A 16,091-nucleotide genomic window follows, 5' to 3' on the forward strand; every position below is an offset into this window, starting at 1 on the left:
CTGGGTGTCTTCGGCGCCAGCAGGGAAACCCCACTTCAAGCCGATGCCGAACAGTTCACTGGTGGTGGTCAGGAACGACACCGCCGGCGGCAGGCCGACCTTCCCTTTCAGGTTGGTCAGGTTGGAGCTTTTCCAGATCGACGAGATCTCGAACGCGCTCACAGAGCGGACCCGGGCCAAGTAGGCGCCCGAGTAGATGCCGGTGACGTCCACACTTGTCGACCCGGTGCGCTGGACCTTGATCCAGTTGCCACTGTCCTTGCGCCACTCCACGTCGTAGGCGATCGCACCGTTCACGGCTGTCCACGAGATGTTCATGGTGCTGATGGCGATGCCCTGGTTCACGGCGTAGCTCGACGTCAGAGTGACGCTCGCCGGTGCCGGAACCACGGTGATCGGGATAACGCTGATTGGCCGCTCTTCCAGCCGGGCGCCGGTATCGATGTGCGCGAACTTGCTCGGGTCGTACTGCACGGCGGAGATTTCGAACACGCCAGGCTCTGGCCGGGAAACGCTGGTCACACGGTACAGCGGGATGGCCAGGTCGTCAGCGTCGAGCGCCCACACCAGTTCTCGCTCAGGCGCGACGGAATATGCAGTGGTCACGGTGACATGCCGACCGCTGACCAGTTGCACGGTGCGTCCTTCGCACTTGCCGTCGGGCAGATTGAGGATCAGCCGGTCACCGGGTTTGGCCTGGGTGTCACGGTCGAGCGTGATGACCTTACCATTCACCGACGAGATACGTCCGCCCACCGGCCGGCCCGCCAACAGTTCGTCAGCGATGGGGATTACGTAGCCAGGAAGCGGGATACGCCCGTCGAGGCCTACCTTGAAGGTAACAGTCCTGTCCTTGGAGTTGGTCAGCAAAGCCCACTTTCCGCGGCGCTGTGCCTCCGATTCGCGCGTGCAGCCGATCGCGCTGATCTCTAGCGGGTTATCGCCGTAGCGGCGCTGCAGCTTCTGATCGGTAACCGCGGTAACGTCGGTGTCGTAGTTATTCCCCGGACTGTCATAGCTGACCAGCGCCCGGCTGTAGCGAGTGCGCTCCGATGCGCTCGAATAGGTGAATGGCTGACGCCCCTCCGTGATGACGTTCGCACCGCTATAGGCGAAGTCGTAGTCGGTAGCGCGCGGCATATCCGACAGGGTGAACACCTGGCCCTGAGCCCAATAAGTCATGCCCCGGTAAATCGCGGAGATGTCGCGCAGCAGCGACCAGGCGTCTGCCTTGCTTTGCAGGTTCAGGTTGCAGATGAAGCGGGGCTCCATGCCGCCCTTACCGTCTGGCACGAGTTGATCCGCGTACTGGGAAATTCGGTAGAGCTCCCACTTATCGACCATCCACGGTTTGATGCGGCGGCCCAAGCCGAAGCGATCGGCCGTGGTGATGTCGTAGGTCATCCAAACCGCGTTATCGGTCCAAGCCTGCTTGAAGGTGCCGTCCCAGATCCCAGTGTATGAACGCGATACCGGGTCGTAATTGCTCGGTACCTGCATTTTCTTGAGCTTGGTCTCGACGGTCACCGCCGGAATGCTCCGGAACTGCTCGGCGGAAAATTCAATGTAGAGCAGCGCGGTGTTCGGGTACTGCAACTTGGCGTCGATCACCTCAGTGAAGCCGGCGATCTGCATAGTGTCGGAGATTTTGTTGTTGTTCTGGTTGATCGTCAGTCGCGTGATACGCATCAGCCAGCCAGAAGTAGCCTTTGGCAAATCGATTCGGCGGGTTCGCTCGTACACGCTGGTGGTCTTACCGTCGACAGCCTCGTTCAGCACCTGCTGGTAAGCGCCGCCGTCGGTTGCCAGTTCAACCTTGTACTCAATCCGGTACCCGTTGATGTTGCCGCCGGCGTCCACAGACTGGAGCGCTGGCCAGGCGAAGCGAACCCTCACTGCCGAAAGCTGGACGTTGTTGATTGCACGAACCCAAGGAGTACCACTACGCAGTTCGGTGCTGATGGTGGTTTCGTTCTCGATCGACGGGATGCCCTGGATATAGGTCTGGTTCACCGCACCGGTGCGCCATTCCCACTTAACGTTCGGGAAGTTCATGTTGCCCTGAGGGTCTTGCAGAGGGGTGTTGTCGAGATATATGTCCTTGGCGGTTGGCGTGCCTTCGAACTCACCCTCCCCGATGGCGATCAGCATCTTGGCGATGGCGACGGAACGGAGACTGTCCGGGGCTTCAGTTGGCGTTTTTGGTTTCTCTTCGCCGCCCTTGGCGCCGTGGATATCAATCTTGCGTGCTGCGCCCATGCTTTTCTCCAGGCAATAAAAAACCGCCTCATGGGCGGCTGCGGTGCTTCAGGTGTTGGCTACATCTGGTCTTCGGCGTAGATAGCGGCGCTGATGATCGCGCCTCCTACCCGTCGCTTGCCGTAGCAAAGCGGAACAGGGTTGCCTGATGCGGTGGTGTTCTTGGCGCTGCCGAAGGCGTAGCCGGGTGTGTTCTCGGGCGCAGCGCTGGTCTTCAGGCCGCCGGCCTGAGGGCTCAGCATCTGGATTACACCGCCGGCAACGAGGCTGATACCTATGGGCATCAACACTTGAAAGCCAGGAATGAACGAGACGGCGATCAATATTGCACCGATGATTGTTTGCAATAGGCCCGCACGCTTGCTGCCAGTTATTACTGGGGCTATACGAATCTCTCCTGCCCCCGTGAACGCTAACTCGCCCTCGGACAAAGGCTTCACGCCGCGGAACACCGCAAACTCAATCCCTCTTGACTTCGCATTGGACAGAAACCGCTCGAAGCCTGGGATTTGCACACAAAGCGCTTTGATTGCTTCCGCCGGCGACCGCACGGACAGTCGGAACGATCTACCGAACTGCCTTAGCTGCCCGTAAAGCAAAATCGTGGTCATGGGTTGGTAGTTGATCGCGAGCGCTGACATGCTTTTCTCCAGGCAACAAAAAGCCCGCCGAAGCGGGCTGTATATTCGATTTGATTTACAGACAGTTGCGGACCGCGGCTTCGATTGCTGTGCGGCCAACTCCTGGCGCCCAGGCGGATCGCTGATAAAAGACAACAGAGCTACCACTGGAGGTCTTGTTGATCTCAAGCAGTTCGTCCGTTAACTGCATCGCGCCAATCACAAGGCGGTAACCGTTCTCAGTTTCCGACATCGTCGCCTCAGATCTTGCGTCCTGCCAGTGAGGGAATACACAAAGGGCATACTTCTTCGGTTCTTTTTTCGTCGTCGCACTGACGGTAGGCGTGTTCGTGCGCAGGTCGCTGGGTGACACACACCCCGCCAGCATCGCCACCGCTACCACCGCTATCCAAATCCGCATGCTTGCTCCTAAAAAATTGATCCGCCGAAAGTGAAGAACTTGAACGATATTTTATCGTCACCCACATCTCTCATTTCAAAGCGAATTCTGTCGAGCCCATTATCTACTCGAGAGGCTTCAAGGCGCATGAACTGGGTCAGGCCACCACCGAAGCCGTTCACCTCAAGAGCGCTGACATCATGAAAAATTAGCGACACCGCATCCAAACCTAACTCATTGGCAGACAGCACCAACTCCAAATCGTATTTGAAGTCGTTGAATTTGATCTCGATTGCCATAACACAGTTCTGCTCTCGCAGCAGATCGTTCAGACGATCAAGTCTATCCATGTGTCCACCCGTCTGGGATCAAATGCCACGCCACGCGCATGTCGTTCCCTCTTTGGTTTGGCGGGACTGTAGCACTGGGAGGGGGATGGAAAAAGTCCACCGCGCGGACTTACCAAACCTACCATCCGCGCTGTCTTTTGTCGGTTCGGTAAAAATTCGTCGTGCCGTCAAGCACCTCAGGATGTAAGTGGAGATAGTCCCAAGCAAGATCGGTAATGTTATGGGCGAACCCCTCGATGAGATCACCTATTGATGCTGCCCGGTAAATAATACGACTCGCAACCAGACCCTGAACTACACCATCGTTAACTTTCAGAACGTTCGTACGCGTATTTTCAGCAACGTAGTAACGTAAAATTTGTTTCTCCCCCTCGGTCAGATACTGAAGTTTTTTAATTACTCGAAGCTGATTTTTCCGACGATTTAAAAGCCTTCTAATCGAATCCCAGAAAGTCGAAATGACGTAGCCGCACCAAAGCGCGGAGCTCACCAAAAGAGTCAGCCCTAGCCATTGCTTATTTTCTGCAGCAAGCTTGCTTACTCCTATGCGATCAAGCCACTCACTTGGCATGAAGAGCAACGCAGCGGCAACCACAGCAATTAAAACAAAGTAGCGCGGGGCCAATTTCAGTAGCTCAAGTAAAAATTTCAACAGGTCAGCAAGCATTAATGGATGTCACTCTGAGTTAGCCTGGCTCTTCAGGGGGGGGCGCCATCGAGCTGTAAATGATTTGTCAGCTATACGATAGCACGGCCTAAACATCAAAAGGCCACCACCCGATTTTAACCTGGCCAGGCATCCAGTGTGGATGGAATGCCAGTAACTGGGGTGAGTCTTGGCGTAGTAGCTTTGTGCCTCATTCTGGAGGCACGCATGAAGCGCAACGCAGAATTATCCGAGCAGTTCACAGAAACGCTGAGAAAAACGGAAGTTGGCAAGCAGATGATTATCAACTTCCGAGGGGCGCCCACCCCCGTTGAGGTGAAATACACGTTTTCCGGCGGTTGGGTGGTAACACAAACTCTCATCCCCGGAATGGCGCTAGTGATAACGCGCGGTGAAGACGGGTATCTGGAGCAAATAGATATCACGCTCCTTCCACACGAAGGCTTGAGTTAGCCCTCACCAAATCAAAGGATTCCCCAGTCCTTCGCCTGCAAGCCCAAGGACTGGGGTTGCGCCAATATCGGCGCGTTTATGACCTGGAGGTCAACTATGTCGTTTAAAATTACTGGTATAAATGTCGTAACCAGAGAAAACCCGTCGTGTTTTCAAGTATTGCTCGCCCATGAAACAAACGGAGCTCAATTTAATTTTAGGGTTGTTATACCAAAAAACGCGTACGACCTGACTATTCGCGAAATTGAAGAGCACTCTAAAGTAGAGGCGAAGAAGCTAGCTCAGAACGGCTAATTTTGCTTCGAGCGCTGCTACCCGTACAGAGATCGTTGATTCAACCTGAGATCTTTGGCTCGACTCAGCGGTGAGTCGAGCTTTCAATTCCAGAATCATAATCTTGAGCTCTTCCAGCTCTTTCGTAACCACTTCGTTTGCGATCATGCTTCTCTCCTGTCGCCGTGCCGCGTCATTTTGGTTGTTTTGCGTCTTTGTGCCTCAGGATCAGGCGCGTTCTGTCATGCCACGGGCCGCCGAAAACGATGATTTCGGACGGCCTGCCGTACAGGTGGTGCAGTAGGAATGGGCCGTGCCCGAAGGTGCCCGACTCTTCCCCCGGTAGCGCCGGATCAGTGCCCAGGTAAATCCCGGCGTGGTTCGGGTGAGCCGTCCTCCCGACATGCATGACGATCAGGTCGCCGCGCTGCGGCCGGTCGACGCGAACAAAGCCGGCGGCCTCGTAGTGCTGCTCGTACAGGCTGGCATTCTCCGCACTCTCCCACCAGCCATCAGTGCGCTGGAAGGCTTCGAATTCAAGACCCCATTCCCGCTGATACCAATCAGCACAGACCTGCCAGCAGTCCCAGGCGCCGTGAACAAACGGTCGCTTGAGCAGCGGCGTGCTGCCCGTTGGCGTGATCGTGCGTAGGTCGCCCTCGGGCCACGACAGGATGTGCCAGGGCAAGGCCGTGGCCTCGCACATGGCCTGGTCGTGAGGTGAGGGCCGGCTGGTTGCGTCTGGGTGTGAATGAACGATGCCGATCACCTCGCCCATGTCTTCCGCCGCGGCGTAGTCCTCGGGATCAAGTCGAAACTCTTCGTTCGGCTCCGTGGCGATGTTCCGGCACGGGAAGTACTTCTGCGCCCGCCCTACAGCCAGCAGCAGCCCGCAGCACTCTTTCGGGTACTGCGCTGCCGCATGCGCCTGGATCGCCGCAATGATGTGCTTGCGCATGGTCAGCTCCTGGCTATCAGGGACACGGCAGGGAATCCGCCGAAGGAAAGTTCGTTGTTCTCGCCGAAGCGCAACTTGCAGGACGACAGGCAACCCTTGCACTGATCCTTGGCCGGGTCATTCGTGGGGTTGTCCTCGTCGTCGAACATGGCAGCGCCGGTGTAGCCGCAGTCTGGTCCGCGATAGCCGTTGGTCATGGCCCAGTGGCAGAAGGTCGTCATCTGGCGCCCGGGCAGACCGTGGTTATCGATCTCTCCGGGAGACGACAACTCCCAGACCACCGCCTCACCGTCCTCGCTGGTTTTCTGGTCGATGTACCAGATCTCCAGCCCTTCCTGAGTCGGGTCAGCAGTTGGATTGCCATCGGGGAAGTTGGCCGCGTCCAGGTACTGGGCCAAGGTCTCGCGAACAGTCAGCTTGAACTTCAACATGTCCTCGAAGGCCAGGCACAACGCAGTGACGCGCCCATTGATGTTGCCGGCGGCGAACGTCGGCCTGGTGGCCGTGCCATCGCTGTTGGAGCCAATGCCCTCAATCTGCACCGGCCAGGCCGCGTACTCGACGCCCTGCCACCAAATCGACTTGGCCGGCAGATCCTCCTCCGAATGCTCGTAGGCCAGCAGTTCCTCGGGCGTGTGCGGGATCGCGTGACCGTGGAAGCGCAGGTAATCCGCGCCGTATTCAGTCCCGTCAATTTCGAACAGGCGAATTTCGGCGCCGGGCTCCAGTTTCTGGATGTCCGTGATCAGTGCCATGGGTGGTTATCTCAGGGATGAAAGGTTTGTTCAAAGGTCGCGGTGATCGCGTAGACCTGGCCGCCGCGGTGCACTGCCTTGTAGCCGTTGCACTTGTAGAGGCCCAGATCTCCCAGGGGTGGCTGCCAGAGGAAGCCCTTTGCACCCTTGTGCCGATCGATGAAGCCCATGATTTCCTTGATGCGATCCTTCATGCCGGTGAAGGTGACCGGCCAGGACTGGGTTTTGTTGTTGATCCCGTCCTCGACCGACTGCGCGTAGCCGTCAGCAAACTGCTTGGTGCGCACGCGCTGCTTGATATCACCCTCGACGCCCTTTTCAGTGGCCCAGGTAAATCGCTCGATTGCCATAAATCATCCTTTTACGTTTCGGCTGCTCACGCCGCCTTGGCGCCAAGACTTGGCGATCTCTTCTGTCGCGATTTGCCGGGTGCGCGACTCCATGTTGCGCTGGAACAGTTCGGCATCGAACTCAGCACCGTCTGGGCGACCAGCCTCCTGATCCGTCAGGATGATCGGCATGCTGAGGCTGAGGTTTACCCCTCCACCGCCGCCGCCAACCGCAGAAACACCCAGCTTGCCGTTGGCTGTGCGAGTGAGCGGCATGATTGCCTCATCGCCCGCCTCGCCCATGACACCGGTTTTGCCGTTGGCCATACCGAACGCCGTGGGCTTGCTGACGACCGAATTGGTGAATGCGCCGCCGTCGGCGAACATCTGCACACCGCCAGACCATGCGCCGCCCTTGGCCTGGACGCTGCCCGGGGTGAAGTTTGAAAGGTCGGTACCGGTGTACCCGGCCTGGCTTGCCCCGCCAGAGCCACCGCCGCCACCGAAGTAGCTGGCCGTTGCGCCAACTAAGCTGCTCAACAATGCCGAACTCGCCTGGCGGGTAGCAATCCGCGCCATGTCCGCAAGGATCGACTTAGCGAAGTCCGAGAACGATGCCTTGCCGGTCATTGCGAAGTTGACGACCGCGTCCTCCATGCTGCTGAAGGCATTGCCGAACAGGCTTTTGGTCTGGCTGGCAATGTTCTTCGCCGAATCCAGATAGTTGTCCCAGGCCGATGTCGCGCCCTTCGTCCAATCGCCCTGAGCCGCCTCCACATCCGCGTAGTTCTGCCGGATCTGGTCAGTGGCGGCCTTGTTCGCGTCTGCGAGTGCTTGGGACTTACGTTTGAACTCCTCCTCCGACATGTTGCGCGACGGGTCGGATTTCTGGTTGGCCAACTCCAGTGACTGCTGCGCAAACCGGTCTTGCTGGCTGTTCAGTTCGCCGTTGAGCGCGTTCTGGCGATCACCCTGGCCCACGCCGAGTACTGCGCGTTGGCCGGCAAGCTCCAGTGCTCGCTGCTGCTGACCCAGTGCCTGGACGTACGACGTAATCGACCGCTCCTGCTTGGCCAGACGCCCAGTCTCGTTTGTGGCCAACACCTCAAGCTGGCTGTCGGCCTCCTTCTGCGCCTTGACCATCCCAGCGCGCGCGTCAGCGATCTTCTGATCCAGCTGGATGCTCTGGGCAGCAGTCGTGAACTTCTTGCCTTTGACAGCCTCCAGCGCGGTAATCTCGGCCTCATAGGCTGCGGTCACCTCGTCGCGCTGGTTGCCGATCAGAGCTTCACGCTTCAGTGCATATTCGGCGTGAGAAATCAGCCCGGCCTTCTCTGCCGCGTCCAGTTGCTTCTGGGTGTTTTTGTACTCATCAACGATGGCCGCCAGGTTGTTCTTGGCGTTGTTAAAACTGGTCAGGTCAACCTGATTTGCAGCCGCCTTCGGGTCCTTAAATTTGTCGTTGATGTTGGAAATGTTTTTATCGATTGCCGATTGATCGAGTCGCGAATCCTTCGGATCAACCTTGCGGATGTCGTCGAGTTGTCGCTTGTAATCCTTCAGGGCCTCGGCGCGCTTCTGCTCGTTGGTCAACGATGACTTCGTGAGCGCATCGACTTTTCCCATAGCAGTGACGGCGGCCTGTTGGGCCTTGGCTTGGTCACCATCGTATTGAGCAATGTCCGCCTGGGCGGCCTTCTCATCCTCCAGCATGTTCAGCCGGTCGCGCCTGAACTCAATCAGGGCATCCTTGGACTTTTGGCTTTGAAACAACCCGTCCATGCTTTCGGCTTCAAGAAGCCCGGCTTTGGCGTTTTCGATGTCCGCGTTGATGTCGCGGCGGCCAGCGTTTTTAAGCGAGTCTGCTGCTTGGGCAACAGCGTTGTACGCCCGCTCCCAGAAGCTCAGATTTTCCAGAATCTTCGGCGTACGTTCGTTGATCGCATCGGCATAGGATTCGGTCGCCAGCTTCACGGCGCCCGCATGGTCGCCCTGCTCTTCCAGCGCGGCGATCTGCGAGTAAACCGAGGCCGTCAGGTAGTGGTACTGCTCATTCAGCGCAGCAGAAGCCTTTACCGGGTCATCTGCCAGCTTGGAGAACTCAGCGACTGTTTCGCTCACTGCCTTGCCGGTGGCTTCCTGCATCGACACGGCAGCCTGGGTGATGCCGGTGAAACTCTCGCCGGCGATCTTGCCGTTTTCGGCCAGCAGCGCCAGCACTGCGGCAGCCTGGCCGGTTGTGCCGACCGTTGCGCTCACCTGGCGCGCCATATCGCCGAGCTGGCCGGCGCTCACGCCCGCGTAGTTGCCGGTGAGAATCAGTGACTTGTTGTAGCGGCCCTGCTCCTCGCTGCCCTTGTAATAGGCAACCGCCAAGCCTCCCACGGCTGCGGTGGCCAGGGCCAGCGGCCCCAGGATGGCGAGCAACCCGGCAGCACCTGCGCCAGCCCCGGCGCCCAACTGAGCAACGGCACGCACGCCGCTACCCCAGTCGCCCGAGGACAGCGCATTGCCCAGTTGCACGACGTTTTCCTGCGCCTGGCGGGTGCCGAGGCGCAGCTTGTCGAAACCGGTGGTGGTCTTTTCGAGCTTGGCGTAGTCCTTGTCGATCTTGCTCAGGGCAGTGTTGTACTGATCCTGGCTGATACGGCCGGCATCCAGGTGTTTGCCCAGTTGCTCGACCTGCGTGTCCAGCTTGGCCAGCGCGCCGCGGGCCGGGTCAATCGCCCCCAGCAGGCTGTTCAGCGCTTTCTGCTCATCCATAGCAGACTTGGCCAGCGCGATTTGCTGCTTATCGAGCTGCGCCGAGATCTTCGCGGCCTCGGCCTCGCCATAGGCGCCGGTCTTGGTCAGCTTGGTGAGCGCGTCACGCTGCTTTGCCAGGTCCTGCGTGGTCTTGGCGCTGGAGGAAAGTGATTTCTCCAGTGCCTGCATTTCATTCATCAGGCTGGCAGCGGATTGCTCGGCCCGGCCCCCGGCCTTCGCCATTTCATCCAGGCTGGTTTTCGCCTGGATTGCATCGGCCGAGTCGATCTTGACGCCGAGTTCTGCAATGTTCATCGACTCACCTTGAATAAGTGCCCGTGGTTACGGGCTGTTTTCCCTTTCCTCCGCCATGACGCGCAGGGCTTCGCCTTCCAGCACCTGAAGGTCAGGGAAGATTTCAGCGAGTTTCTTTTTCTTGATGCCGAGGAAGCCGGCCACGTCGCGGATGCAGGTGTAGTCGAGGCCGATCGCGCCACCGGCGCCAGCCCGCCACTGGGTCGACATCCGGTTGAACAGGAAGAACGCCGACCAGTTGCAGGGCCAGACCTCGGTCACCTCTTCAAGGTCGCCCGGGGCAAGCCCAAACAAACCGATCAGTTCAGCAGGTGCCGCCGGCGCGTAGAGTGCGCGGGCGGCGTCCGTCAGTTTCCCAGGCGGGCCTGATTGAATGCGCTCTGGTAGGCATTCACGACCGCCTCAGCAGCGCCCTGGCAGGAGGTCACCAACGCACAAATGCTCTTGTCGTCGAACTTGTCGTCGAAGCCCCAACCGACTACCAGGTCCTTGATCTGCTGCGACTGCTGCTCAGTGTCAGCAGCAACGATTTCGGAAAGCGTTGGGCTTTCGCCCAGGGCGGCCCGAGCTTCATCGCGCTTCAGGTTCCACTCATCAAACAGAGCGGCAAGCCCCGGGCGATCCCGATACTTAAAGGTGAACTCGATTTTCTCGGGCTCACCACCAACGATAGGGATCGACACGAAGGCCTTGAACGTCGGGTTTTGGGCGATTCTGATCTTTGCCATGGGTTACGCCACCGCAGTCAGGTAACGGGTCGGTTCGCCCTGCAGCGCCAGGTTGACGGTGCGGGTCAGCAAGTTGCTGCGGGACACAGTCGGCTGGTTGGAGAAAGAGGTGAAGGCGCCGTAGAACAGCGTGTCGTTCCCCGGCAGGTTCAGGCGCGCAGCCTGAATGGTCTGGCTGGCATCCGCTGCACGCAGGATGGCGTTGAACGCCTGGCCCGGGTCATCCGCAATGGTCAGCGCCAAGCTGGCCGCCGCTTTGTCGGTTGGCATCTGGCGGCCCTGTTTATCTTCCAGGAACACCACGTCCAGATAGTTCTGGGTGCCGCCGGCGAAAGCCACGTCAGTGATTTGCGGAATCTGCACCCAGGTCAGCACCTTCTTCAGCGAGCCGATGCCGGAGCCGGCCGGGTAGACCTGCACGTCGGTGGTGTCGATCCCTTCAAGGGTGATGGCGGTGGCAGTGGCAGCTTTCACACGCACAACCCGATTGCCCAGGCGAGTCCAGCCGGATGTGACGATCACGATATCGCCAGCGGCGAGCGTACCGCCAGTCACAGTGGCCACGGCCTCAGCCGCGTTGCTCAGTGCCGAAAACGGGATGTCCGGGCCATAGGTGGCACCGTGCTGGAAGGTGCCGCCGTCCGGAATTTTGTAGCCCATGGGTATTTCCTCTTTGCAGATATGAAAAAACCCGCTCAATGGCGGGTTCGTGGGTTTGCCCAGTGGGCGGGATCAGTTCGTGTCGGCCCGGTATAACAACGAGACCGGGACGGTGTAGGTGGAATCGCCGGTGATGCCGGGGCCCTGTTCGACCGGCGACATCGTCACCACGGTGACCAAGCCCTTTGTGTCCCTGGCGTATAGCGGGAACAGGTCGGTCAGCTCAGTTGCTATAGGGTTCGTCTTGGTCTTACCGGTGCCCGCCGGCGCGATGATGCTGACTTGGAACACGCCGGTGAACAGCCGGTGATCACCGCCGAGCGTGTTGCTCACGGTGTCGCCAGGGATCGTGAAAGCTCGCAGGTAGGTCTCGCCTGCCGCGGGCATATAGGCCGTGTTTTCGAAGACGATCTTAAGCTTCTCCGACCTGGCAGCGTTCCAGGCGATGAGCTTGGCCTCGTAGATCGAAGCGATGATTGCGTGACTCATACCTGGTTGTTCCTGATGGCCTCCAGCACGATCTGCTGAAAGCGAGCCACGGTTACTCGGACCATGCCGCCGGGGGCCTGGGTGGAATGGCCGAACTCCAGCGGAATCGCGTAGGGCAAGTTGTTGATGATGTAGGCCATCTGGCCGGCGGTGAAGTCGCTCATTGCAGCAACAAGTGCCGCAGTGGTTTCGGCACCGCTCGGGTCCACCTCATCGAAGGTAACGCTCTCGACCACGCCCAGCGAGATGTGCCAGTTCGCACGGAAGCGGCCGCCGACGTAGCCCTCAGGCGCCTTGATGTCCATGCCGTCGTTGAGCTTACGGCCTTTCTTCAACCTGCCGCCTTTCGTGAGGTTGGCAGGATCACTGCGCAGCGCGCTGTTGTGATCGTCGACGGCCTTGTTGTACTGGGTGGCCACTGCGTTCTGCGCCCAGATCTCCGGGTTACCCACGGGAGACATGCGAATCAGGCTGCTGCCGACCTCGATGATGATTTCGCGCACGCTGGCATCGATGGCTTCACCGGTCTGAGCGGCGAACTCGGCAAGGCTCAGGGCAAAGCTGCCGGACTGTCCGGCGCCTGCCCGGCTCACGACCGTACCTGCAGCTCATACAGGATCGGGGTACCGGCGGGGTTGACCTCTTTCAGCGGCGGGACGATTGACCAGGTGCGGCCTTGGGCCACGACTTTGTCGAGCAGCCCGGGAAGCCAGGCCAATCCCTGCGCCGCGATTTTGAGCTTCTTGTCGCCCTGCCTGATGAGGCTGCTGTTCTGGAATTCCAAGCCGGTGAAGTCGAGCAGGATGCCCTGGGCGATTTGCTCAACAGTGGCGCCTGGCGCTTCGCCGCCCGTCTCAGGATCATACTCACCCGGCTCAGTCTTGCTGATGGTCACGGGCTGGCCGAACTCAGTGATCATCTCCAGAGCCATCACGGCCATTTCGTCGTAGAAGGCCATGGTGGCTCCAGAAGTGAAAAGCCCAGCGCAATGGCTGGGCCTTTGAATGGGTGCGGGGTGCCGGAACTGATCCCGGCATGCAAGGTTCCGTCCGGACTCGAACCGGCAACGCTGGTCGCAAACCCTGCAGGAGCGCCGGAATTTCACCGGCAAACCCGTGTAGCTTCCTTGCGCATCAGCCTGCGCATTCCCCCACATTACAATTATGCACGAACAGCGAACAGCCCACGCTTCTGCAAATAATCCGCAAACTGCGTAGCGCTCGGCCGGTCAGGCGCCGCCGGCAGTAACCGGTTGCTGGTAGAGGGGATCGCTGCGTACTGCCGCGTCACCGCCCCCTCAACACGATCCAGCAAAACGGCGCCTTTGCGCTTCTCCACCGGGTCAATATCGTCCTGATGGATCTCAGCGGCCAGGGCCATCTGGCCATACTGAATGCGCGCCGGCAGGTAGTTGTTCGGCTTGATCTCGTGATCCAGCAGTACTTCCCGGCGCGGCCAGGACAGTCCCTGCTCGCTGCTCGTCTTGCGCCCCTTCCAGGTCATGCCATCCATCACCAAGGCCGCCCGGCGCAGCAGCGCTTCCTGCTCGGGAACACCAGTGGGGATGACCGTGCCGAACTTCACGGCATACATGGCCAGATCCTCGGCGCTCGCGTAGCTTTCGGCGTCCGGCTTACCGGTGCCGTCCTCGATGATGAGTGTCATGCGTCAACTCGCTGGAATGGTTTGAAAATTGGCAGACGGATCACCGGCAGCCAGCAGTATTACTCCTTGGGCAACTCAGCGACGAGTTTTTCCAGGGATTCTTTCGAGGCGTTGGCCCGGTATTGGACCTTGGCTTCGTCCAGCTTTGTTTTCAGCGCCGCGATTTCACCGGTCTCATCAGCCGGCAGCGTGAGGGCAGACTTCTTCAGCACTTCAACCTCTGCGCGCAGCGCGTCGACAGTCAAGGCCAGGCCGTCACGTTCAGTGGTCAACTCGCCAACCGAAGCATGGATGGTGCCCAGCACGTCAAACAAGCGCAACGCCAGGTCGCCGGACACTGGACGATGGATTTCGCCAGCCTCCAGGCCGTCGATCAGCTGAACCATTTCGCCATTCTCGGCTCGCAGATCGGCAAACAGCTTGGACTCCTCACCAGATGCCACCGCCTGCATACCGACAACATCAGGCTCTGGCAACGCAACCACCTCAACATCGACGCCAGCATCTTCGTATGCCGTGACGATTTCGGGATAGTCACCCACCACGGTCACTGCCGTTGCATCGCGCTCAACACTGCGGAACAGGCCCGGGACGCGATAACGCTTGCCAGGCTCAAAGCCGTCAAGCTGGTTTGTGTAAACGAGTTCCATCGGAATCTCCGTAGCGGCCATCACTGACCGCTTCCTGGGGTGGTTATCAGCCGCCGACTGGTGGCGTGGTGGTGAGATTGATCATCACGCCGGCGGTGACCTTGTTGCTGTCCGAGTGCTTGACCCAGTTCGCAGCAGAGCCGACGGCGGCCAGAGTCGGGTTGGTACCGCCCGTGGTTTCCTTCCAGCTGTAACCCAGCACGTCGATGTTGACGGTGCCCTCGGCGCGGTAACCGATAGCCAGGTTTTCCTCGTCGTTCACGTCGTAAGAACGGAAACCCGGGGCCTGGGACTCGGTGATCACCACAGCATTCGGTAGCAGGCCGAAGATTGCATCCACTGGCGCCTTGTCGGTCACCAGCACCGGCTTGCCCAGGGTGCCGGGCAGGCCGCCGTAGATCACTACGCCCGCTTCTTCGTAGACCTTGTTCGCGATCGCTTCATCAACGATGTCGAAATAGGCAGACGAGTGCATGACCCACAGCGCGATGCGGCCAAACTTGTCGCCGAATTTGCGCATGCCACGGGTCAGCGTCTTCTTGCCGTCGGTTTCGATGTTGGCAGACACCACCATTGCGGCGTTGGAGCCAATGGCGGCCTTGAGCGCGCCGGTTGCGTACTCAATGAAGCCTTCGATTGTAGCGTCAGCCACGTCTGCGCCGATGATCTGGGAAAACTCATCAACCGCACGACCGCGCCGCTTGAACGCCTCTTCGGTGGTCTGGTACGGGCCGTATTTCCACGGAGCCTTGACGCCTACAGCTTCGCCGGCGCCGATTTTCTTGGCGGTGACCTTGCCATCGGAGTTGACATCGCGGTGTTCCAGACCGCCACCGAGCTTGTAGAAAGCGCGCTTGCGGAAGTCGCCTTGGATCAGTTCGTTGTCGAGAACGATTGCGCCGTTGGACGAGGCGTTGAACACGTCCAGGTTGTCCTGAATGCGCTCCAGGTATGCGGTTTGCGCCTCATCGTTGTAGATGATCAGGTCGCTGTTTACAGTCGTTGGCATGGGTCTTTCCCCTTACTTGGGCAGTGCGAGATATGCGGTTTGGCCGTGCTTGCGCTGAAAATCGCGCTTTTGCTCGGAGGTCATTTCGGAGCGCTTCGATGCAGCCTGGCCGCCGCCCCCGCCCGGGGCATGTGTCCCTGAAGCCCTTGGCCACAGGTGGGGTGCGCTTTCGCGCAGAGACTCGGCCCATTCGAGCGGAGTCAGAGGGGTCTTGCCGTCTTTGCCGAGGATGGTCTGGCCATTCTCGTCAACGGCGACCGCTTCGCCCTCTTCGTTCAGAGAGAACACGCCTTTGGCGCGCAAGATGATGTCGTCGGTTGCTTCCGGCAATGCGCCGGCTTTCAATGCTGCGCCGCGTACCGAATCGCCCAGGACTTTGCCCTGGAACTTGGCGGCGAAGGCTTCAGCCTTCTCAGCGCGACCGGCGAGCGTCTTCAGTTGCTTGTCGTGCTCGCCACGCAGGCGCTCGGTGCGCTTATTGAACACCTCGTCCACCTTGCCCTCGGTCAGCAGCTTGGTTTCTTCGTCCTGCCCCGCTCGACTGAGCAGGCCCTTGACGGCGTCGATGTCGATGCCTTCAAACTGTGTTTCAAACTGGGTCAGCTTGCCGGAGGTTTCCTTCAGCTTGCCCAGCAGTTCCGAGTTCTTGGTTTTCAAACCGGAAACGGATGCTTCAACGGCAGTCGCGATAGCGGCCTTGATTGCCGGGTTTTCCGGGTCGATTTCGTTTTCTTCTGCCACGTTGATGCACCCCTTGGGTATGTTT

21 protein-coding genes are annotated in these 16,091 nt (G+C 59.2%); 1 reads left to right on the plus strand and 20 read right to left on the minus strand.

Features of this window, described 5'->3' with window-relative positions; all coding sequences use genetic code 11:
* The 5 genes from ACZRN6_RS33870 to ACZRN6_RS33890 form a co-directional block, all read right to left on the minus strand.
* Window positions 1-2,259: TipJ family phage tail tip protein (locus tag ACZRN6_RS33870; RefSeq protein WP_464009816.1), on the minus strand; the 2,259-nt coding region annotated here is incomplete at its 3' end.
* A gap of 59 nt (window positions 2,260-2,318) precedes the next feature.
* Window positions 2,319-2,900: a tail assembly protein gene (locus ACZRN6_RS33875; protein WP_178911596.1), complete on the minus strand. Its 582-nt coding sequence runs from the start codon at window positions 2,898-2,900 to the stop codon at window positions 2,319-2,321.
* 55 nt (window positions 2,901-2,955) lie between these two features.
* The gene (locus tag ACZRN6_RS33880) at window positions 2,956-3,300 is read right to left on the minus strand and encodes a hypothetical protein (RefSeq protein ID WP_464009817.1); all 345 of its coding nucleotides are present in this window, start codon (window positions 3,298-3,300) and stop codon (window positions 2,956-2,958) included.
* 8 nt (window positions 3,301-3,308) lie between these two features.
* Window positions 3,309-3,629 carry a hypothetical protein gene (locus ACZRN6_RS33885; protein ID WP_464009818.1) on the minus strand — a complete coding sequence of 107 codons (321 nt, stop codon included), beginning with the start codon at window positions 3,627-3,629 and terminating at the stop codon, window positions 3,309-3,311.
* A 118-nt stretch (window positions 3,630-3,747) separates the two neighbouring features.
* A complete protein-coding gene (locus ACZRN6_RS33890) occupies window positions 3,748-4,296 on the minus strand; it encodes a superinfection exclusion B family protein (RefSeq protein WP_464009819.1) in 549 nt (182 codons plus the stop codon).
* Between the two features lie 207 nt (window positions 4,297-4,503).
* Between ACZRN6_RS33890 and ACZRN6_RS33895 the strand changes: the two genes are divergently transcribed.
* Entirely contained in the window at window positions 4,504-4,749 is a 246-nt protein-coding gene (locus ACZRN6_RS33895) for a hypothetical protein (protein WP_464009820.1), read from the plus strand.
* 276 nt (window positions 4,750-5,025) lie between these two features.
* Here the strand turns inward: ACZRN6_RS33895 and ACZRN6_RS33900 are convergent, their stop codons facing one another.
* From ACZRN6_RS33900 to ACZRN6_RS33970, 15 genes are all read right to left on the minus strand, one after another.
* Complete coding sequence (locus tag ACZRN6_RS33900) at window positions 5,026-5,190, minus strand: hypothetical protein (RefSeq protein WP_166742165.1); 165 nt, start codon at window positions 5,188-5,190, stop codon at window positions 5,026-5,028.
* Between the two features lie 25 nt (window positions 5,191-5,215).
* On the minus strand, window positions 5,216-5,980 hold the full coding sequence (locus ACZRN6_RS33905) for a C40 family peptidase (RefSeq protein WP_464009821.1): 765 nt from the start codon (window positions 5,978-5,980) through the stop codon (window positions 5,216-5,218).
* A gap of 2 nt (window positions 5,981-5,982) precedes the next feature.
* The gene (locus ACZRN6_RS33910) at window positions 5,983-6,735 is read right to left on the minus strand and encodes a phage minor tail protein L (RefSeq protein WP_464009822.1); all 753 of its coding nucleotides are present in this window, start codon (window positions 6,733-6,735) and stop codon (window positions 5,983-5,985) included.
* A gap of 11 nt (window positions 6,736-6,746) precedes the next feature.
* Window positions 6,747-7,085 (minus strand): phage tail protein, encoded by a 339-nt coding sequence (locus tag ACZRN6_RS33915; protein WP_464009823.1) that lies wholly within the window; start codon window positions 7,083-7,085, stop codon window positions 6,747-6,749.
* 3 nt (window positions 7,086-7,088) lie between these two features.
* Window positions 7,089-10,124, minus strand: coding sequence for a phage tail tape measure protein (locus ACZRN6_RS33920; RefSeq protein WP_464009824.1), 3,036 nt, complete (start codon window positions 10,122-10,124; stop codon window positions 7,089-7,091).
* Between the two features lie 27 nt (window positions 10,125-10,151).
* Window positions 10,152-10,418 carry a DUF1799 domain-containing protein gene (locus tag ACZRN6_RS33925; protein ID WP_464009825.1) on the minus strand — a complete coding sequence of 89 codons (267 nt, stop codon included), beginning with the start codon at window positions 10,416-10,418 and terminating at the stop codon, window positions 10,152-10,154.
* 53 nt (window positions 10,419-10,471) lie between these two features.
* On the minus strand, window positions 10,472-10,852 hold the full coding sequence (locus ACZRN6_RS33930) for a phage tail assembly chaperone (RefSeq protein ID WP_464009826.1): 381 nt from the start codon (window positions 10,850-10,852) through the stop codon (window positions 10,472-10,474).
* 3 nt (window positions 10,853-10,855) lie between these two features.
* Window positions 10,856-11,512, minus strand: coding sequence for a phage tail protein (locus ACZRN6_RS33935; protein WP_003218364.1), 657 nt, complete (start codon window positions 11,510-11,512; stop codon window positions 10,856-10,858).
* Window positions 11,513-11,584: 72 nt separating this feature from the next.
* Window positions 11,585-12,001 carry a phage tail terminator-like protein gene (locus ACZRN6_RS33940; protein ID WP_464009827.1) on the minus strand — a complete coding sequence of 139 codons (417 nt, stop codon included), beginning with the start codon at window positions 11,999-12,001 and terminating at the stop codon, window positions 11,585-11,587.
* Window positions 11,998-12,594 carry a hypothetical protein gene (locus ACZRN6_RS33945; protein ID WP_464009828.1) on the minus strand — a complete coding sequence of 199 codons (597 nt, stop codon included), beginning with the start codon at window positions 12,592-12,594 and terminating at the stop codon, window positions 11,998-12,000. Before ACZRN6_RS33945 ends, ACZRN6_RS33940 begins: the two co-directional genes overlap by 4 nt.
* Window positions 12,591-12,959 carry a lipocalin/fatty acid-binding family protein gene (locus tag ACZRN6_RS33950; RefSeq protein WP_464009829.1) on the minus strand — a complete coding sequence of 123 codons (369 nt, stop codon included), beginning with the start codon at window positions 12,957-12,959 and terminating at the stop codon, window positions 12,591-12,593. The genes ACZRN6_RS33945 and ACZRN6_RS33950 overlap by 4 nt, the downstream gene beginning before the upstream one ends.
* A gap of 203 nt (window positions 12,960-13,162) precedes the next feature.
* A complete protein-coding gene (locus tag ACZRN6_RS33955; protein WP_464009830.1) occupies window positions 13,163-13,666 on the minus strand; it encodes a DnaT-like ssDNA-binding protein in 504 nt (167 codons plus the stop codon).
* Between the two features lie 59 nt (window positions 13,667-13,725).
* Window positions 13,726-14,316: a hypothetical protein gene (locus ACZRN6_RS33960; RefSeq protein ID WP_464009831.1), complete on the minus strand. Its 591-nt coding sequence runs from the start codon at window positions 14,314-14,316 to the stop codon at window positions 13,726-13,728.
* A gap of 46 nt (window positions 14,317-14,362) precedes the next feature.
* Window positions 14,363-15,325: a major capsid protein gene (locus tag ACZRN6_RS33965; RefSeq protein ID WP_169918319.1), complete on the minus strand. Its 963-nt coding sequence runs from the start codon at window positions 15,323-15,325 to the stop codon at window positions 14,363-14,365.
* 12 nt (window positions 15,326-15,337) lie between these two features.
* Complete coding sequence (locus ACZRN6_RS33970; RefSeq protein ID WP_464009832.1) at window positions 15,338-16,066, minus strand: hypothetical protein; 729 nt, start codon at window positions 16,064-16,066, stop codon at window positions 15,338-15,340.
* Between the last annotated feature and the right edge of the window lie 25 nt (window positions 16,067-16,091).

The sequence above is a fragment of the Pseudomonas sp. A125 genome (genome assembly GCF_055409485.1).

Coding starts and splice junctions, on each gene's coding strand:
- ACZRN6_RS33910 (WP_464009822.1), bottom strand. CDS start 6,735: ATGGCACTGATCACGGACATCCAGAAACTGGAGCCCGGCGCCGAAATT.
- ACZRN6_RS33895 (WP_464009820.1), top strand. CDS start 4,504: ATGAAGCGCAACGCAGAATTATCCGAGCAGTTCACAGAAACGCTGAGA.
- ACZRN6_RS33935 (WP_003218364.1), bottom strand. CDS start 11,512: ATGGGCTACAAAATTCCGGACGGCGGCACCTTCCAGCACGGTGCCACC.
- ACZRN6_RS33900 (WP_166742165.1), bottom strand. CDS start 5,190: ATGATCGCAAACGAAGTGGTTACGAAAGAGCTGGAAGAGCTCAAGATT.
- ACZRN6_RS33880 (WP_464009817.1), bottom strand. CDS start 3,300: ATGCGGATTTGGATAGCGGTGGTAGCGGTGGCGATGCTGGCGGGGTGT.
- ACZRN6_RS33920 (WP_464009824.1), bottom strand. CDS start 10,124: ATGAACATTGCAGAACTCGGCGTCAAGATCGACTCGGCCGATGCAATC.
- ACZRN6_RS33965 (WP_169918319.1), bottom strand. CDS start 15,325: ATGCCAACGACTGTAAACAGCGACCTGATCATCTACAACGATGAGGCG.
- ACZRN6_RS33960 (WP_464009831.1), bottom strand. CDS start 14,316: ATGGAACTCGTTTACACAAACCAGCTTGACGGCTTTGAGCCTGGCAAG.
- ACZRN6_RS33875 (WP_178911596.1), bottom strand. CDS start 2,900: ATGTCAGCGCTCGCGATCAACTACCAACCCATGACCACGATTTTGCTT.
- ACZRN6_RS33950 (WP_464009829.1), bottom strand. CDS start 12,959: ATGGCCTTCTACGACGAAATGGCCGTGATGGCTCTGGAGATGATCACT.
- ACZRN6_RS33930 (WP_464009826.1), bottom strand. CDS start 10,852: ATGGCAAAGATCAGAATCGCCCAAAACCCGACGTTCAAGGCCTTCGTG.
- ACZRN6_RS33955 (WP_464009830.1), bottom strand. CDS start 13,666: ATGACACTCATCATCGAGGACGGCACCGGTAAGCCGGACGCCGAAAGC.
- ACZRN6_RS33885 (WP_464009818.1), bottom strand. CDS start 3,629: ATGGATAGACTTGATCGTCTGAACGATCTGCTGCGAGAGCAGAACTGT.
- ACZRN6_RS33940 (WP_464009827.1), bottom strand. CDS start 12,001: ATGAGTCACGCAATCATCGCTTCGATCTACGAGGCCAAGCTCATCGCC.
- ACZRN6_RS33915 (WP_464009823.1), bottom strand. CDS start 7,085: ATGGCAATCGAGCGATTTACCTGGGCCACTGAAAAGGGCGTCGAGGGT.
- ACZRN6_RS33890 (WP_464009819.1), bottom strand. CDS start 4,296: ATGCTTGCTGACCTGTTGAAATTTTTACTTGAGCTACTGAAATTGGCC.
- ACZRN6_RS33905 (WP_464009821.1), bottom strand. CDS start 5,980: ATGCGCAAGCACATCATTGCGGCGATCCAGGCGCATGCGGCAGCGCAG.